We start from the raw sequence: 12,537 nt of genomic DNA, 5'->3' as shown, positions 1-12,537 counted from the left end.
GCACCATGGCGACCGTCGCGGTCGACGGCGTGACCTGGCGGATCGGTGCCGTGCCGATAGTCGACGACGTGACGCTGCACCTCGAGCCGGGCGAGTTCATGGCCCTCATCGGCCCCAACGGCGCCGGCAAGACCTCGCTGTTCAACCTGATCAGTGGCCTGCGCCGGCCCACTTCGGGACGGATCCTGCTGAACGGCGACGACGTCACCGGGCTCGCCCCGCACCGTCGCGCCCGGCTCGGCCTGGGCCGCACCTTCCAGACCTCGGCCGTCTTCGGCTCGCTCACCGTCGCCGAGAACGTCGCCCTGGCGGTGCAGGCCCGCCGGGGCGGCGCGACGCTGGCATGGCGCCGCCGGCGCGACCGCGACATCGCGGTCCGCGTCTCCGAGATCCTCACCGAGGTACGGCTGACCGAGCGCGCCGGGGGCCTCGCCGGTTCGCTCGCGCACGGCGAGAAGAGAAAGCTGGAGATCGCGTTGCTGCTCGCCGTGGAACCGCGGGTGCTGCTGCTCGACGAGCCGATGGCCGGGGTCAGCGCCGAGGAGGTGCCGGCGCTCGTGTCGGTGATCCGCGGCCTGACCGCGGACGGCGGCCGCAGCGTGCTCATGGTGGAACACCACATGGACGTGGTGCTCGACGTCGCCGACCGGGTCGCCGTCCTGCACCACGGCGCGCTGCTGGCCTGCGACGCACCGGACGCGGTGATGGCCGACGCCTTCGTGCAGGAGGCGTACCTGGGGGAGCAGCTGTGATCCTGCGCGTGAACGATCTGTCCGTCCGGCTCGGCGGCTCGCGCATCCTGCAGGGCGTCACCTTCGACGTCGCCGGGACCGGAGTGACCGCACTGCTCGGCCGTAACGGCGTCGGCAAGACCACGACCCTGCGTGCCGTGCTCGGCGAGGTGCCGGCGTCCGGCACGGTCGAGTACGACGGCCGGCCGGTGCTCGGCCGGGCCACCCACAAGCTGGTGCGCGACGGGCTCGCCTATGTGCCGGAGGACCGGTGCGTGTTCGCGGGACTGACCGTCGCCGAGAACCTGCGCCTCGCCGAACGCGTCCCCGACCCCGACTACGACCTGGTGCACGAGCTGTTCCCGGAACTGAAGACGCGGGCCGCGCAACGGGCCGGCACCCTGTCCGGCGGGCAGCAGCAGATGGTCTCCATCGCCCGGGTGCTGCTCAACCCCAACCGGTTGCTGCTCGTCGACGAACCCACCAAGGGCCTGGCCCCGGCCGTCGTCACGGCCGTCGCGGTGGTGCTGGCGCGGGTCGCGGAGCGCGTCCCCGTACTGCTTGTCGAACAGAACCTCGCGGTGGTCCGCCGCCTCGCCACCGACGCCGTCGTGCTCGAAGCCGGACGCACCGCCTGGCAGGGCCGCGCCGCGGACCTGCTCGGAGACGCCGAGGCGACGAGGTCGCTGCTCGGCGTCGGATCCACCGCAGGGAGGCACTGACATGTCCACCGTGGTCCTGCTGACCCTCACCGGGCTCGGCCTGGCGGCCCTCTACTTCCTGATCGCCTCCGGCCTGTCCCTGGTCTTCGGGCTGGCCGGGGTGCTCAACTTCGCGCACGGACTGTTCCTGTCCGTCGGCGCCTACGCCACCTGGTCGGTCGCCGGCAGCTGGGGCCTGCTGCCGGCGATGCTGCTCGGCGTGGCGGCGGCCGCCGCCACCGGGGCACTCGTCGAGCTGGTGCTGATCCGGCCCCTCTACACCCGGCACACCGAACAGGTGCTGGTCACCGTCGGCCTGTCGCTGGCCGGGGTGGCACTGCTGCAGTCGGTCTGGGGCGCCGACGCCCGGGTCTTCCCGCGGCCGGCGTGGGCGTCCGAGGTCATCGGCGTCGCCGGCGCCCAGGTGCCCGCCGACCGGTTCCTGCTGATCGGGGCGGCCGTGCTCGTGCTGCTCGGGCTGCTCGCGTTCCTGCGGTACACCCGCTACGGCCTGGTCATCCGCGCCGGTGTCGAGAACCGGGCCATGGTCAGTGCGCTCGGCATCGACGTGCGCAACGCGTTCACGCTGGTCTTCGCGATCGGCGGCGCGCTGGCCGGGCTCGCCGGGATCCTCGGCGGCATGTACTTCAGCGCCATCTCACCCGGTCAGGGCGCCTCCCTGCTGATCTTCGCGTTCATCGTGGTGGTCATCGGCGGGCTCGGCTCGGTGGCCGGCGCGGCTGCCGCGGCCGTCGCGGTCGGGCTGCTCCAGCAGTTCGTCAACTACTACGGCACGGCCGGCGCCGGGGACGTGAGCGTGGTCGTCCTGCTCTCCGCCGTCCTGCTGCTCCGTCCGGCCGGCCTCGCCGGAAAGGTGGCCACCGCGTGAAACGCCTGACGCCTCTGGTTCTGCTCGTCGTCGCGGTCGCTCTGCCCTGGTCGACGCTGCATCTGCCCGGTCTGTTCGACGGGCCGCTCAACTCACCGGGCACCCTGCAACTGCTCGCCCTGTGCCTGGTGTTCGGCGGATTGGCACTCGGCTACGACCTGCTGTTCGGCCGGTCCGGGCTGCTGTCGTTCGGTCACGCCCTCTACATCGCGGCCGGCGCCTACGGCGTCGACATCCTGATCAGCCACTACGGCTGGCCGCTGTGGCAGGCGGCGCTGGTCACCGTGCTCGCCGCGGCGGTGCTGGCCGCGCTGCTCGGATCCGTCGCGCTGCAGACCTCCGGCATCGCGTTCTCCATGGTGACGCTCGCGTTCGCGCAGGTCGGGCACATCGTGATCAGCCGCGATCCGGGCGGCCTGACCGGTGGCGAGGAAGGACTGCCGCTTGCCAGCGCCGGTCTTCCCGCGGCACTCGTCGGGGTGACCAACACCGTCAACCTGTACTGGGTGGCGCTCGCCTTCCTGACCGTCGTCGTCCTGGTGGTGCACACCGTCGACCGTTCACCACTGGGCCGGACCCTGACCGGGCTCCGTGACGACGAGCGCCGGATCGCCGTGCTGGGGCTTTCCCCGTACCGGCTGAAGCTCCTGGTCTTCGTTCTGGCCGGGGCTCTGGCCGGCCTCGGCGGGGTGACGTATGCGCTGGTGGTCGGCGGTGCGTCGCCGCACGTGGCGTCCTCCGAACTGACGCTTTCGCTGATCGTGATGGCGGTGCTCGGAGGCGCCGGCACCCGGTGGGGCGCGGTACTCGGCGGCGTGCTGTACGCCTACCTCGACCAGCGCCTGGCGCGCCTCGGCGGTGCGCTGCCGGGCCCGTTCGGGGAGCCGCTGTTCGTGCTCGGGACGCTGTTCATCCTGGCGGTCTACTTCGTGCCGGGCGGGCTGGCCGGACTCGGCGGCCGCTTCGAGCCGTTGCGGCGGGCACTGCGCCCGCGAACGCGGACCTCAGCCGCGGCCGAATCCGCCTGAGCACGGCACGCCGCGGGTGACGGGGCGATGCCCTCCGCCCGCGGCGATTCGTGTTCGCGGGCCTGTTCATGCGAGGGCTCAGACGGGCTGGCTGCCGGCGTAGGTGCCGGACGGGCGGAACCGGAGCGGACGGTCGCCGTACTCCTCGAGGGCGTGCGCGAGCCAGCCGGCGGTGCGGGCCACCGCGAAGATCGCCTCACCGGCGTCCGCCGGCATGCCGAAGTGCAGGGCGAGTGCGGCGAGTGCGAGGTCGACGTTGGCCGGGGACCCCGATCGGGTACGCAGATTGGCGTCGAGCCGCAGTGCGGTCTCCTTCGCGGGCCCGTCGTCGAGCAGATCGAACAGCGTGGTGGCGCGCGGATCGCCGTCCGGGTAGAGCGGATGCCCGAACCCGGGGATCGGCAGCCCCGCACGCAGCCGCTCGGAGACGGTGGCCATCGGACCGGAATCGGACACCGACTCCGCGAGCAGTGTGTAGGCGAGACCACTCGCCGCACCGTGCAGCGGGCCGTCGAGGGCGGCCAGTCCGGCGCCGACCACCGCATAGGGGTGTGCCCGCGTGGACGCGGCCACCCTGGCGGCGAGTGTGGACGCGGCGATGTCGTGGTCGGCGAGCAGCACCAGAGCGGCGTTGAGCAGGTGCAGTCCCGCATCGGTGGGCTCCTCGGCGGTGAGCCGTGACCACAGTGCCTCGGCGAACGACAGCCGCCGGGCCGGGGTCGTCTGCCTCGGCGGCAGACCCTCGACCATCGTGGCGAGCAGTTGCCGGCCGGTGGCCACGACAGCCGCGGGGGTGGTGTCGAAGCGGAGCGGATCGGCGGCGGCCGCGGCGGCGACGGTGACACGCAGGTGGTCGGTGAGCCGGGCGGTCGGCGGCAGCAGGCGGGTCACGTCGCGGGCCAGGTCTCGAAGATCGTGGTTGATGGCGAGACCGATGCCGTCCGGGTCGTCGTCACCCGGGAGCCCGGTGTCGCTCTCCGCGTGCCGTCCGGGCCGGTGGCCGTCGCTGAGATCGCCGGTCCCCTCACCGGTCCAGAGGAAGGCCGCCACTGCTTCATAGGTGCTGGTGCGGGCGAGCACGGTGGCGTCGCGGCCGCGGAAGTAGAGCTTGCCGTCCCGGATCAGGGTGATGCCGGTCTGGATGCCGGGGGTGGTCGTGCGTCGCCGGCTCGCCAGGAAGTTGTCGACGTCGGCCTTGGTGAACAGGCTGTTCTTACCGTCCGCGTTACGTCGGCTGGTGAGCAGGCCACGGCTGACGTAGGCGTAGACCGTGGCGGGTTTGACGCCCAGCAGGATAGCGACTTCCTCGGTGGTCAGCAGTGGTTGTGCGGCCATGTCACCATCCTCTCATATTGACTGAATCAATATTGACATCAACATGTCCGGAATCCACATTGAGGGCATGTTGACTGTCAATCCAGGTCTTGCCGGTGTCGTCGCGTTCGACACCGAGATCGCCGAACCCGACCGGGACGGCGGGGCGCTGCGGTACCGCGGCGTCGACATCGACTCGCTCGCCGGGGTGGCGTCGTTCGGGGACGTGTGGGGACTGCTCGTCGACGGCGACGTCACCCGCGGGCTGCCGGCGGCCGGGACGCTCGCGCCGGTGCAGAACTCCGGGGACATCCGGGCCGACCTGCAGGCCGCGGTGGCTCTGCTGGCCCCGCGATGGGGGCTCGGTCAGCTGATCGACATCCCGGACTCCCAGGCGCGTGACGACCTGGCGAGGGTTTCGGCGGCCATCCTGTCCTACACGGCTCAGGCCGCCCGGGCCGAGTTCCCGCCGCCGGCCCGCCACGCACCCGCGGCCGGGCCTTCCGGTGCGTCACCGGCAGCCGGAAGCCGGGCGGCGGAGGTGCCGCGGAGCCTCGTCGAGGCCGGGCGAACAGCGACCGAACGGTTCATGATCGCCTGGCAGGGCGAACCCGACCCCCGGCACGTCGCCGCGATCGACCGCTACTGGATCTGCGCGGCCGAGCACGGCATGAACGCCTCCACGTTCACCGGCCGGGTCGTCGCCAGCACCGGGGCCGACGCTCCGGCCTGCCTGTCCGCGGCGATCGCGGCGCTGTCCGGGCCACTGCACGGCGGGGCGCCGGCGCGGGCACTCGGCATGATCGAGGCCGTCGAGAAGGGCATCGGTGCCCGGCGCTACGTCAAACAGGTGCTCGACAGCGGGCAGCGGCTGATGGGATTCGGTCACGCCGTCTACCGCGCCGAGGACCCGCGGGCCCGGATCCTGCGGGAGGCCGCCCGCGAACTGTGCGCACCTCGTTACGAGGTGGCCCGCGAACTGGAACTGGCCGCCCTGGCCGAGCTGCGCGAACGCAAACCGGACCGGGTTCTGGAGACCAATGTCGAGTTCTGGGCCGCGGTGATCCTGGACTTCGCCGGCGTGCCCGCGGAGATGTTCGCGGCCATGTTCACGTGCGCCCGGACGGCCGGCTGGAGCGCCCACGTCCTGGAGCAGAAGCGCCTCGGGAAGATCATCCGCCCGTCGGCTGACTACGTCGGCCCGCCGTCGCGCGAGGCCGACGAGGTCCCCGGATGGTCCGGCCTGCTTGCCCGCGGCCGCGGAGGCGGCATCGCCTGACACCGTTCCGGCTCCCGCCGAGATCGCCTCCGCGGTGTTCCGGTCGTCCGGGGCCGGTCGGAATCCGAATAGTGGCTTTTGTGTCGACTATCCGATGACTTGCCGGGTACTGGACGGGTGTCGGAGCAAGTGCAGCCAAAGGGGGAAATCAAGATGATCACGGCGGAGAAGGTGTACGCGCTCTACGGCCGCGAGGTCTACGGCCGGGACGGCGACAAGATCGGTACGGTCGAGACGGTCTGGCGCGACGGCGTCGGGCAGCCGAGCTGGGCCAGTGTCCGGACCGGGCTGTTCGGCATGAAGGAGTCGCTGATCCCGCTGCAGGACGCCGATCTGCGTGACGAGGGTGTCATCGTCCCGTTCGACAAGGCCACGGTGAAGGACGCACCGAACGTCGACGCGTCGGAAGAGGAGCCGCTGGGTCAGGACGAGGTCGATGTCCTGTACCGGCATTACGGGATGAACTGGCACGACACCTATGACGCCTACCAGGCCGGCGCCGCCTCGTACGCCGGGGCCGACATGTCGGAGTCCCGTGGGGCGGGTGGCATCAGCTCCGGCGAGGACGACGCGATGACGCGCTCCGAGGAGCGGCTCAGCGTCGGCACCACCCGCGAGCAGGTCGGCCGGGCGCGGCTGCGCAAGTACGTGGTCACCAAGCAGGAGCAGATCACCGTACCGGTGAGTCATGAGGAGGTCCGGCTGGAGCGTGAGCCGATCACCGAGGCGAACCGCGCGGCCGCCTACGCCGGCCCGGACATCACCGAGTCGGAGCACGAGGTCACCCTGCACGCCGAACGGCCGGTGGTGCAGACGGAAACCGTGCCCGTCGAGCGGGTGCGCCTGGCCACCGAGACCGTTACCGAGCAGGAGACGGTGTCCGGCACGGTCCGCGAGGAGCACATCGAGGCCGATCTTCCGGACGGCCGCCGCGAACTGGGCTGACGCCCGGCCGGACCGGTCGGGGGGAGTGGCCGCCCTCCGGCGCTTCTCGCAGTCCGAACACCGGCTCGCGCCATAGCGCGCGGGCCGGTGAGGGCTGCGTCATAAAGGGACACTACGGACAACCGCATCCAAATCGGAGTTCGCTGGGTTATCGGGTCGGAGACGCCGCCGAGCACGGCGTTCCGGCCGGCGGAACACCCGCGGCCTGTCGATCATGCGGAAGGCGTTCGATGGTTGTCACCTCCCGGGAGTCCGAACCCGGCAGCCCGCACCGGAAGCCCTCACGACCCGCGGAGCCCGCACCGGGCCGGTCATGGCGGCGCGGCGAGTTCCCCGACCCCGCGGCACTGGACGTGCGGGCCACCATGCTCTCGCTCCGGGCGACGACGCCACGGCACCGGTTGACGGTGCTGGGACTGCGTGCGGCGGCGATGGGACTCCGCGTGGTAGCGGTGGGCCGTTCGCCCGTCGCCCTCGGACGGATGGTGCGGAAACCGTCGGTGGTGGGAGTCGCGATCGCTGCGGCGAGCCTGGGCGGGGTGGTCGTGTGGACCGCGGGTTCGAGTGCGGAGACGCCGGAGTTCCGGCCGCCGGCTGCCGTCACCGTGCCGCCCGCCGTCACACCGTCCGCCACCGCCACGGCGAAAACCGGCCTGGCACCGTACGTGCCGCCCGCCGCGACCGGGAACCGCCTCGTGCCCGGCCCGCGGGCGTCGATGCCCGGTGCCCGGACCGGGTCGCGGTCGTCGGCACCGGCGACCACGAGCCGTGCCCGGAAGGTTCTGCCCGGTACGAGGAGCCGTCCGGCGGGCACCGCCCCGGCGCGTCCGGTGAAGCGGTCCACCGCCAGGTTGCGCGGCGCCGGCATGCCGGAGAAGGCCGCGACGATCAGCATCGGCCAGCCCGGTGACGGTGAGACCGTCAGCTCGTCCGCCACGGTGACCGGCACCGTCGACATGCCCGACGGCCACCAGGTGTGGCTGCTCCGGCGGCAAGGTGCCGGCGGTGCCCACCACGTCGTCGGTGTGTGCCGCGGAGCACGGAGCTTCGTCTGCGGGCCGGCCGGCCTGGAGAGCGGCGGGGACGAGACGTTCCAGCTCACGGTCATCGTCGTCGACCCGGCGACCGCGGCAGCGCTGACCGCCGGCACGACCCGCGACAGCCTCCCCGCCAACGTGGCCCGCAGTGAGGTGACCGTCCGCCGGGCAGCCGCGTAGAGCGCCGCCGTGCACCGGACCGGTCCGGGCGGTGACCCCTCGCCACGCCGCCCGGACCGTGCCCCCTCGGTGATGTCTACGGGACGGCCACCCCTGCCAGCATCGGGCGCACCAGGCCGGCGAACTCGTCCGGACATTCGATCTGCGGCATGTGTCCGCAACGCGGGAACAGGTGCGACTGCGCGTGCGGGAACGCGGCCCGCGCCGCGGCGAGATGCTTGCTCGGCAGGATGAGATCGCGCTCGCCCCAGATCAGCATGGTCGGTTTCGCCGACGCCGCGATGCCGGCCAGGAGTTCGGTCCGCCAGGCGGCGGCGACACCGCGGAGGCCGCCGAGCTCCTTGGCGATCTCCAGGTAGACGGGGACGAAGTCCGGCTGCCGGGCGATCCTGATGGCCATCTCGATGCGCTCGGGGGTCACCAGGGTGCGGTCGGCGAAGATCATGCGCTCCATCCGGGGCGCGGTGAGCCTGTCGATGCGGCGCAGCATCTGCCGGCCGATACCCGGTACGGCCAGCAGCCGCAGGGCGACCGTCACCTCCTTGCCGAATCCGGCACTGTTGACGAGCGTCAACGTCGACACCCGGTCGGGTGCCGCGGCGAGCATCGCCATCGACACGGCACCGCCGAGCGAGTTGCCCATCAGATGGACGGGCCGGGTCTCTCCGAGCGTGTCGAGGGTCGCCCACACGCCGTCGGCGAGTACCGCGAGGGTGGTCGGCGACGGCATCCGCCGGGACAGGCCGAACCCGGGCATGTCGATGCTGATGACGCGATAGTCGCCGTCCAGCAGTGGATGCTGCAGCGCCCAGTCCTCCAGGCTGCGGCCGATGCCGTGCAGCAGCAGCACCGGCGGGGTGGCCGGATCGCCGCTTTCGTGCAAGCGCACGCGCGTGCCCCGTACATCAAGGAACTTCATTTCCGGACCACCGCCGTCGCCGGACGCGCGCCGCGGGTGGAGGCGACGGTGGCGGCGCGGACGATCCGGGCATGGCCGACCGGCAGGAGCCGGGCGAGGAGATCCGGCGCCTTGGCGCTGGTGGCGATGAGCAGCCGGGCCTTCCGCTTCGCGACGGCCCGCAGGATCTGTGCCGCGGCCTTCTGCGGGGGATAGCTGAGCAGGGCGGCGAAGAGTTTGCGGTTCGGTTCGATTTCTTCCTCGGGTACGTGTGCGCCGACCAGCGCGGACTCGGCGATCCGGGTCTTGATACCGCCCGGGTGCACCGTGGTGACGCCGACGCCGTTGTCGATGAGTTCGCTGCGCAGTGACTCGCTGAGCCCGCGCAACGCGAACTTGCGGGCGCAGTAGGCACTCTGCCCCGGCGGCGCGATCAGGCCGAACAGGCTCGACACGTTGACCAGGTGTCCGCCGGGTGTCGCGGTCAGCGCCGGCAGCAGGGCGTGGGTGAGCAGCATCGGCGCGCGGAAGTTCACGTTCATGACCTGCTCGAACTGGTCGATCGACACCTGGTCGAACCGGCCGCCGAGCGCGATGCCGGCGTTGTTGACGAGCAGGCCGATCGCCGGATGCTCGGCCAGCACCCGCGTGGCGATCGCCTCCACCGCCGTACGGTCGGAGAGGTCGGCGACGATCGTCCGCACGGTGAGGCCGGGGTGTGCGGTGCGGATCCGCCGGCCGACCGTTTCCAGCCGGTCCTCGTCGACGTCGATCAGGACCAGATCACTGCCGTGGTGGGCCAGGCCGTAGGCCATGTGTTCGCCGATGCCGCTGGCCGCGCCGGTGAGGACGGCGATGCGGCCGGCGAATCGGTACTCGGGAAGCCGGTTCATGAAACCACCTCTGGGGAACGGGACGCGGAAGGGCGGACGGGAGCGGGACGGCGGGTGAACTCCATGTCGCGGGTGACGTCGGCGCGCGGTGTGGCGAACACGTCACGCAGGTAGTTCTGCCGGACGAGCCACGGGTCGCGGTCGCCCTGGCGCGGGAAGATGTCGAGGGCGCGCTGCACGTATCCGGACTTCAGGTCGAGCAGCGGGCGCCCGGTGCCACCGGGACGGGTCGGCGCCGCGGCCGCGTATCCGTGGCGTTCCATGTGGTCGAGCAGCTTCAGCAGGTAGCGGTGGGACAGGTCGGCGCGCAGCGTCCACGACGCGTTGACGTAGCCGATGCAGTAGGCGAAGTTCGGCACGCCGCTGAGCATCAGGCCGCGGTAGGCCGCCGACCGGCCGACGTCGACCTGCTCGCCGTCGACGCTCAGCCGTACGCCGCCGAGCGGCAGCAGCGACAGGCCGGTCGCCGAGACGACCACGTCGGCGTTCAGGACGGTTCCCGACCTCAGCCGGATGCCGTCCGGAAGGAACGTGTCGATGTGGTCGGTGACCACCGAGGCGCGGCCCTCGGCGATGGAGCGGTACAGGTCCCCGGACGGGATCACGCAGAGCCGCTGGTCCCACGGGTCGTAGTGCGGCTTGAAGTGTTCGTCCACGTACCCCGGATCCTTGAGGAAGTGGACGGCGACGTTGCGCAGCGCCTTGCGGACCAGCTTCGGGCGGCGCTTCGCGAGCTGATAGAAGCCCTGCGTGAGCAGGATGTTCTTGGCCCGGGCGACCCGGTTCGCCGCCTTGGGCGGCAGGACGCGCCGGGCGGCGTCGGCGATCAGGTCCCGCCCCGGAAGCGGAGTGACGTACGTGGGGGAGCGCTGCAGCATCGTCACGTGTGCCGCGTCGGCGGCCATCGCCGGGACCAGTGTGACCGCGGTGGCCCCGCTGCCGATGACGACGACGCGTTTGCCGGACCAGTCCAGATCGTCCGGCCAGAACTGTGGATGGACGAACCGCCCCGCGAAGTCGCCGAGTCCCGGGAAGTCCGGCCGGTACCCGTGCCCGTAGTCGTAGTAGCCGGCGCATCCGTAGAGGAAGGAGCAGGTCAGCGTGGTCCCGTCAGCCGTGTGGACGGTCCAGCGGGCGTCGGCGGAGGACCACTCGGCGCCGGTGACCCGGGTGCCGAAGCGGATGTGCCGGGTGATGCCGGCCTCGTCCGCGGTCTCCTCGATGTAGCGGCGGATCTTGTCGCCGGACGCGAGTGCCTCGGGTTCGCGCCACGGCCGGAACGGGTAGCTCAGGGTGAACATGTCGGAGTCGGAACGCACGCCGGGGTAGCGGAACAGGTCCCAGGTCCCGCCGATGGCATCGCGGGCCTCGAGGATGGCGTAGGTGTCCCGGGGACGCTGCTTCTGCAGACGCCAGGCGGCGCCGATCCCGGACAGGCCGGCTCCGATGATCAGGACGTCGAAGTGCTGCTCGTCAGGCATTCCGGACCTCCGTGCCGGCTTCGGCTGTGCTCGTGCTTGTCGACGCGGTGGCCCGGAACCAGGGCGGCGTGCCCGTTCCGGAGATGCGGATGCCGCCCCACGGGTCCGGGTCGCTCAGCTTGACGGTGGTCTCCGGCGATCCGGGGACCACGATCGTCGCCTTCCGCAAGCCGCCGCCGACGCGTTCCCGGAGCGCCGCGTGCGGCCCGGTGCGGCCCGCCCACCGGAAGCGCCCCTCGGTCGGCTCGAAGTACGCGGACATCCGGATCTCGACCGGGACCGGGCCGTCGTCCAGGCACAACGTGGCCGGCCCGCGGTATTCCTCGTCGTTCCCGGAGTCGTCGTTCCCGGGATCCTCGTTCCCGGGGTCCTCGTTCACGGAGTCGGTGCTCACTGATCTCTCGCCCACCCTTCATGTGCGGCAAGTCCACCCGGGATGTCGGCGGCGCGGCGCATGCCGGCGATACCGCTCCAGAGGAACGTCGTCAGGTAGTCGCCGAGCGCCTCCCGGCTGATCGGCTGCTGCTGGCGCAGCCACCAGTCGCCCACCGACTGGACGTAGCCGACGACGCCGTACGCCCACGGCAACGCCGCCCCGGAGTCGAGGCCGCGGGCCCGCAGCCGGTCGCCGAAGATCCGGGCCAGGCCGCTGGCCACGGTGTCCATCACGTCGGCGACCACGTTGCGGTGCCGGGCGACGTCGGGCTGGTGCACGACGAACCGGTACAGGTTCAGGTCGGCCTCGATGTGGGCCAGGTAGACGTCGATGGCCGCCGCGACGACGGCGCGTTCCTCCCGGACGGCGGCGACCGCCGGGATCATCGCCTCGAGCAGGGTCGCGCCCGCCTGCTGACCGACGGCGAGCCACAGCTCGGACTTGTCGGCGAAGTACCGGTAGAGGACCGGTTTGCTGACGCCGGCGTGCGCGGCGATGGCCTCCATGCCGACGTCCGGGCCGTGCATCCGGATCGCTTCGATCGCGGCGACGGTCAGTTCCGCCCGGCGCTGTTCTCGATGACCGTCCCAGCGGCCGCGGCGGCCGTCGGAACGATGCGAGCCGCTTTGCGGGCCGGGATTGACGGGCGGAGTGGCCGAGTTCATAGTACTAGAAGTAACTGTTACCGCCGGTAACGTCAAGTAGATCAGCAACGTCAAGCAAAT

13 protein-coding genes are annotated in these 12,537 nt (G+C 71.6%); 7 read left to right on the top strand and 6 right to left on the bottom strand.

What is annotated here, in order from left to right; genetic code table 11:
- Positions 1-5: 5 nt before the first annotated feature.
- Genes AB0G04_RS13375 through AB0G04_RS13360 form a run of 4 tightly spaced genes read left to right on the top strand, consistent with a single transcriptional unit; the run spans position 6 to position 3,349 of the window.
- Positions 6-752, top strand: a complete 747-nt coding sequence (locus AB0G04_RS13375; RefSeq protein ID WP_360981566.1) for an ABC transporter ATP-binding protein — start codon at positions 6-8, stop codon at positions 750-752.
- The gene (locus AB0G04_RS13370; RefSeq protein ID WP_360981563.1) at positions 749-1,453 is read left to right on the top strand and encodes an ATP-binding cassette domain-containing protein; all 705 of its coding nucleotides are present in this window, start codon (positions 749-751) and stop codon (positions 1,451-1,453) included. Before AB0G04_RS13375 ends, AB0G04_RS13370 begins: the two co-directional genes overlap by 4 nt.
- Before the next feature lies 1 nt (position 1,454).
- Positions 1,455-2,321, top strand: a complete 867-nt coding sequence (locus AB0G04_RS13365; RefSeq protein WP_360981560.1) for a branched-chain amino acid ABC transporter permease — start codon at positions 1,455-1,457, stop codon at positions 2,319-2,321.
- Complete coding sequence (locus AB0G04_RS13360) at positions 2,318-3,349, top strand: branched-chain amino acid ABC transporter permease (RefSeq protein ID WP_360981557.1); 1,032 nt, start codon at positions 2,318-2,320, stop codon at positions 3,347-3,349. Before AB0G04_RS13365 ends, AB0G04_RS13360 begins: the two co-directional genes overlap by 4 nt.
- Positions 3,350-3,427: 78 nt before the next feature.
- Here AB0G04_RS13360 and AB0G04_RS13355 read toward each other — a convergent pair whose 3' ends face one another.
- Positions 3,428-4,684, bottom strand: a complete 1,257-nt coding sequence (locus AB0G04_RS13355) for a citrate synthase (protein ID WP_360981554.1) — start codon at positions 4,682-4,684, stop codon at positions 3,428-3,430.
- A gap of 67 nt (positions 4,685-4,751) precedes the next feature.
- On the opposite strand from AB0G04_RS13355, the gene AB0G04_RS13350 reads away from it, so the two are divergent.
- The 3 genes from AB0G04_RS13350 (at position 4,752) to AB0G04_RS13340 (ending at position 8,104) form a co-directional block, all read left to right on the top strand.
- Entirely contained in the window at positions 4,752-5,942 is a 1,191-nt protein-coding gene (locus tag AB0G04_RS13350) for a citrate synthase 2 (RefSeq protein WP_360981551.1), read from the top strand.
- Between the two features lie 153 nt (positions 5,943-6,095).
- Entirely contained in the window at positions 6,096-6,887 is a 792-nt protein-coding gene (locus tag AB0G04_RS13345) for a PRC and DUF2382 domain-containing protein (RefSeq protein WP_360981548.1), read from the top strand.
- 230 nt (positions 6,888-7,117) lie between these two features.
- On the top strand, positions 7,118-8,104 hold the full coding sequence (locus AB0G04_RS13340) for a hypothetical protein (RefSeq protein ID WP_360981545.1): 987 nt from the start codon (positions 7,118-7,120) through the stop codon (positions 8,102-8,104).
- A gap of 76 nt (positions 8,105-8,180) precedes the next feature.
- Here AB0G04_RS13340 and AB0G04_RS13335 read toward each other — a convergent pair whose 3' ends face one another.
- The 5 genes from AB0G04_RS13335 to AB0G04_RS13315 are packed head-to-tail and all read right to left on the bottom strand — an operon-like array spanning position 8,181 to position 12,477.
- Entirely contained in the window at positions 8,181-8,993 is an 813-nt protein-coding gene (locus AB0G04_RS13335; RefSeq protein ID WP_360981542.1) for an alpha/beta fold hydrolase, read from the bottom strand.
- Positions 8,994-9,019: 26 nt separating this feature from the next.
- A complete protein-coding gene (locus AB0G04_RS13330; protein ID WP_360981539.1) occupies positions 9,020-9,895 on the bottom strand; it encodes an SDR family NAD(P)-dependent oxidoreductase in 876 nt (291 codons plus the stop codon).
- Positions 9,892-11,376, bottom strand: a complete 1,485-nt coding sequence (locus tag AB0G04_RS13325) for an NAD(P)/FAD-dependent oxidoreductase (protein WP_360981536.1) — start codon at positions 11,374-11,376, stop codon at positions 9,892-9,894. The genes AB0G04_RS13330 and AB0G04_RS13325 overlap by 4 nt, the downstream gene beginning before the upstream one ends.
- The gene (locus tag AB0G04_RS13320) at positions 11,369-11,770 is read right to left on the bottom strand and encodes a DUF4873 domain-containing protein (RefSeq protein WP_360981533.1); all 402 of its coding nucleotides are present in this window, start codon (positions 11,768-11,770) and stop codon (positions 11,369-11,371) included. The genes AB0G04_RS13325 and AB0G04_RS13320 overlap by 8 nt, the downstream gene beginning before the upstream one ends.
- On the bottom strand, positions 11,767-12,477 hold the full coding sequence (locus AB0G04_RS13315; RefSeq protein WP_360981530.1) for a TetR/AcrR family transcriptional regulator: 711 nt from the start codon (positions 12,475-12,477) through the stop codon (positions 11,767-11,769). The genes AB0G04_RS13320 and AB0G04_RS13315 overlap by 4 nt, the downstream gene beginning before the upstream one ends.
- Positions 12,478-12,537 lie beyond the last annotated feature (60 nt).

The sequence above is a fragment of the Actinoplanes sp. NPDC023801 genome (genome assembly GCF_040639655.1).
GTDB lineage: Bacteria > Actinomycetota > Actinomycetes > Mycobacteriales > Micromonosporaceae > Actinoplanes.
Note: the sequence above shows the minus strand (reverse complement) of the source record. Positions and strands in the feature narration are given on the sequence as shown.

Bases quoted from the DNA above. Each gene is read 5' to 3' on its own strand.
- AB0G04_RS13330 (WP_360981539.1), bottom strand. From the start codon at position 9,895: ATGAACCGGCTTCCCGAGTACCGATTCGCCGGCCGCATCGCCGTCCTC.
- AB0G04_RS13350 (WP_360981551.1), top strand. From the start codon at position 4,752: ATGTTGACTGTCAATCCAGGTCTTGCCGGTGTCGTCGCGTTCGACACC.
- AB0G04_RS13345 (WP_360981548.1), top strand. From the start codon at position 6,096: ATGATCACGGCGGAGAAGGTGTACGCGCTCTACGGCCGCGAGGTCTAC.
- AB0G04_RS13325 (WP_360981536.1), bottom strand. From the start codon at position 11,376: ATGCCTGACGAGCAGCACTTCGACGTCCTGATCATCGGAGCCGGCCTG.
- AB0G04_RS13315 (WP_360981530.1), bottom strand. From the start codon at position 12,477: ATGAACTCGGCCACTCCGCCCGTCAATCCCGGCCCGCAAAGCGGCTCG.
- AB0G04_RS13340 (WP_360981545.1), top strand. From the start codon at position 7,118: ATGGTTGTCACCTCCCGGGAGTCCGAACCCGGCAGCCCGCACCGGAAG.
- AB0G04_RS13365 (WP_360981560.1), top strand. From the start codon at position 1,455: ATGTCCACCGTGGTCCTGCTGACCCTCACCGGGCTCGGCCTGGCGGCC.
- AB0G04_RS13355 (WP_360981554.1), bottom strand. From the start codon at position 4,684: ATGGCCGCACAACCACTGCTGACCACCGAGGAAGTCGCTATCCTGCTG.
- AB0G04_RS13375 (WP_360981566.1), top strand. From the start codon at position 6: ATGGCGACCGTCGCGGTCGACGGCGTGACCTGGCGGATCGGTGCCGTG.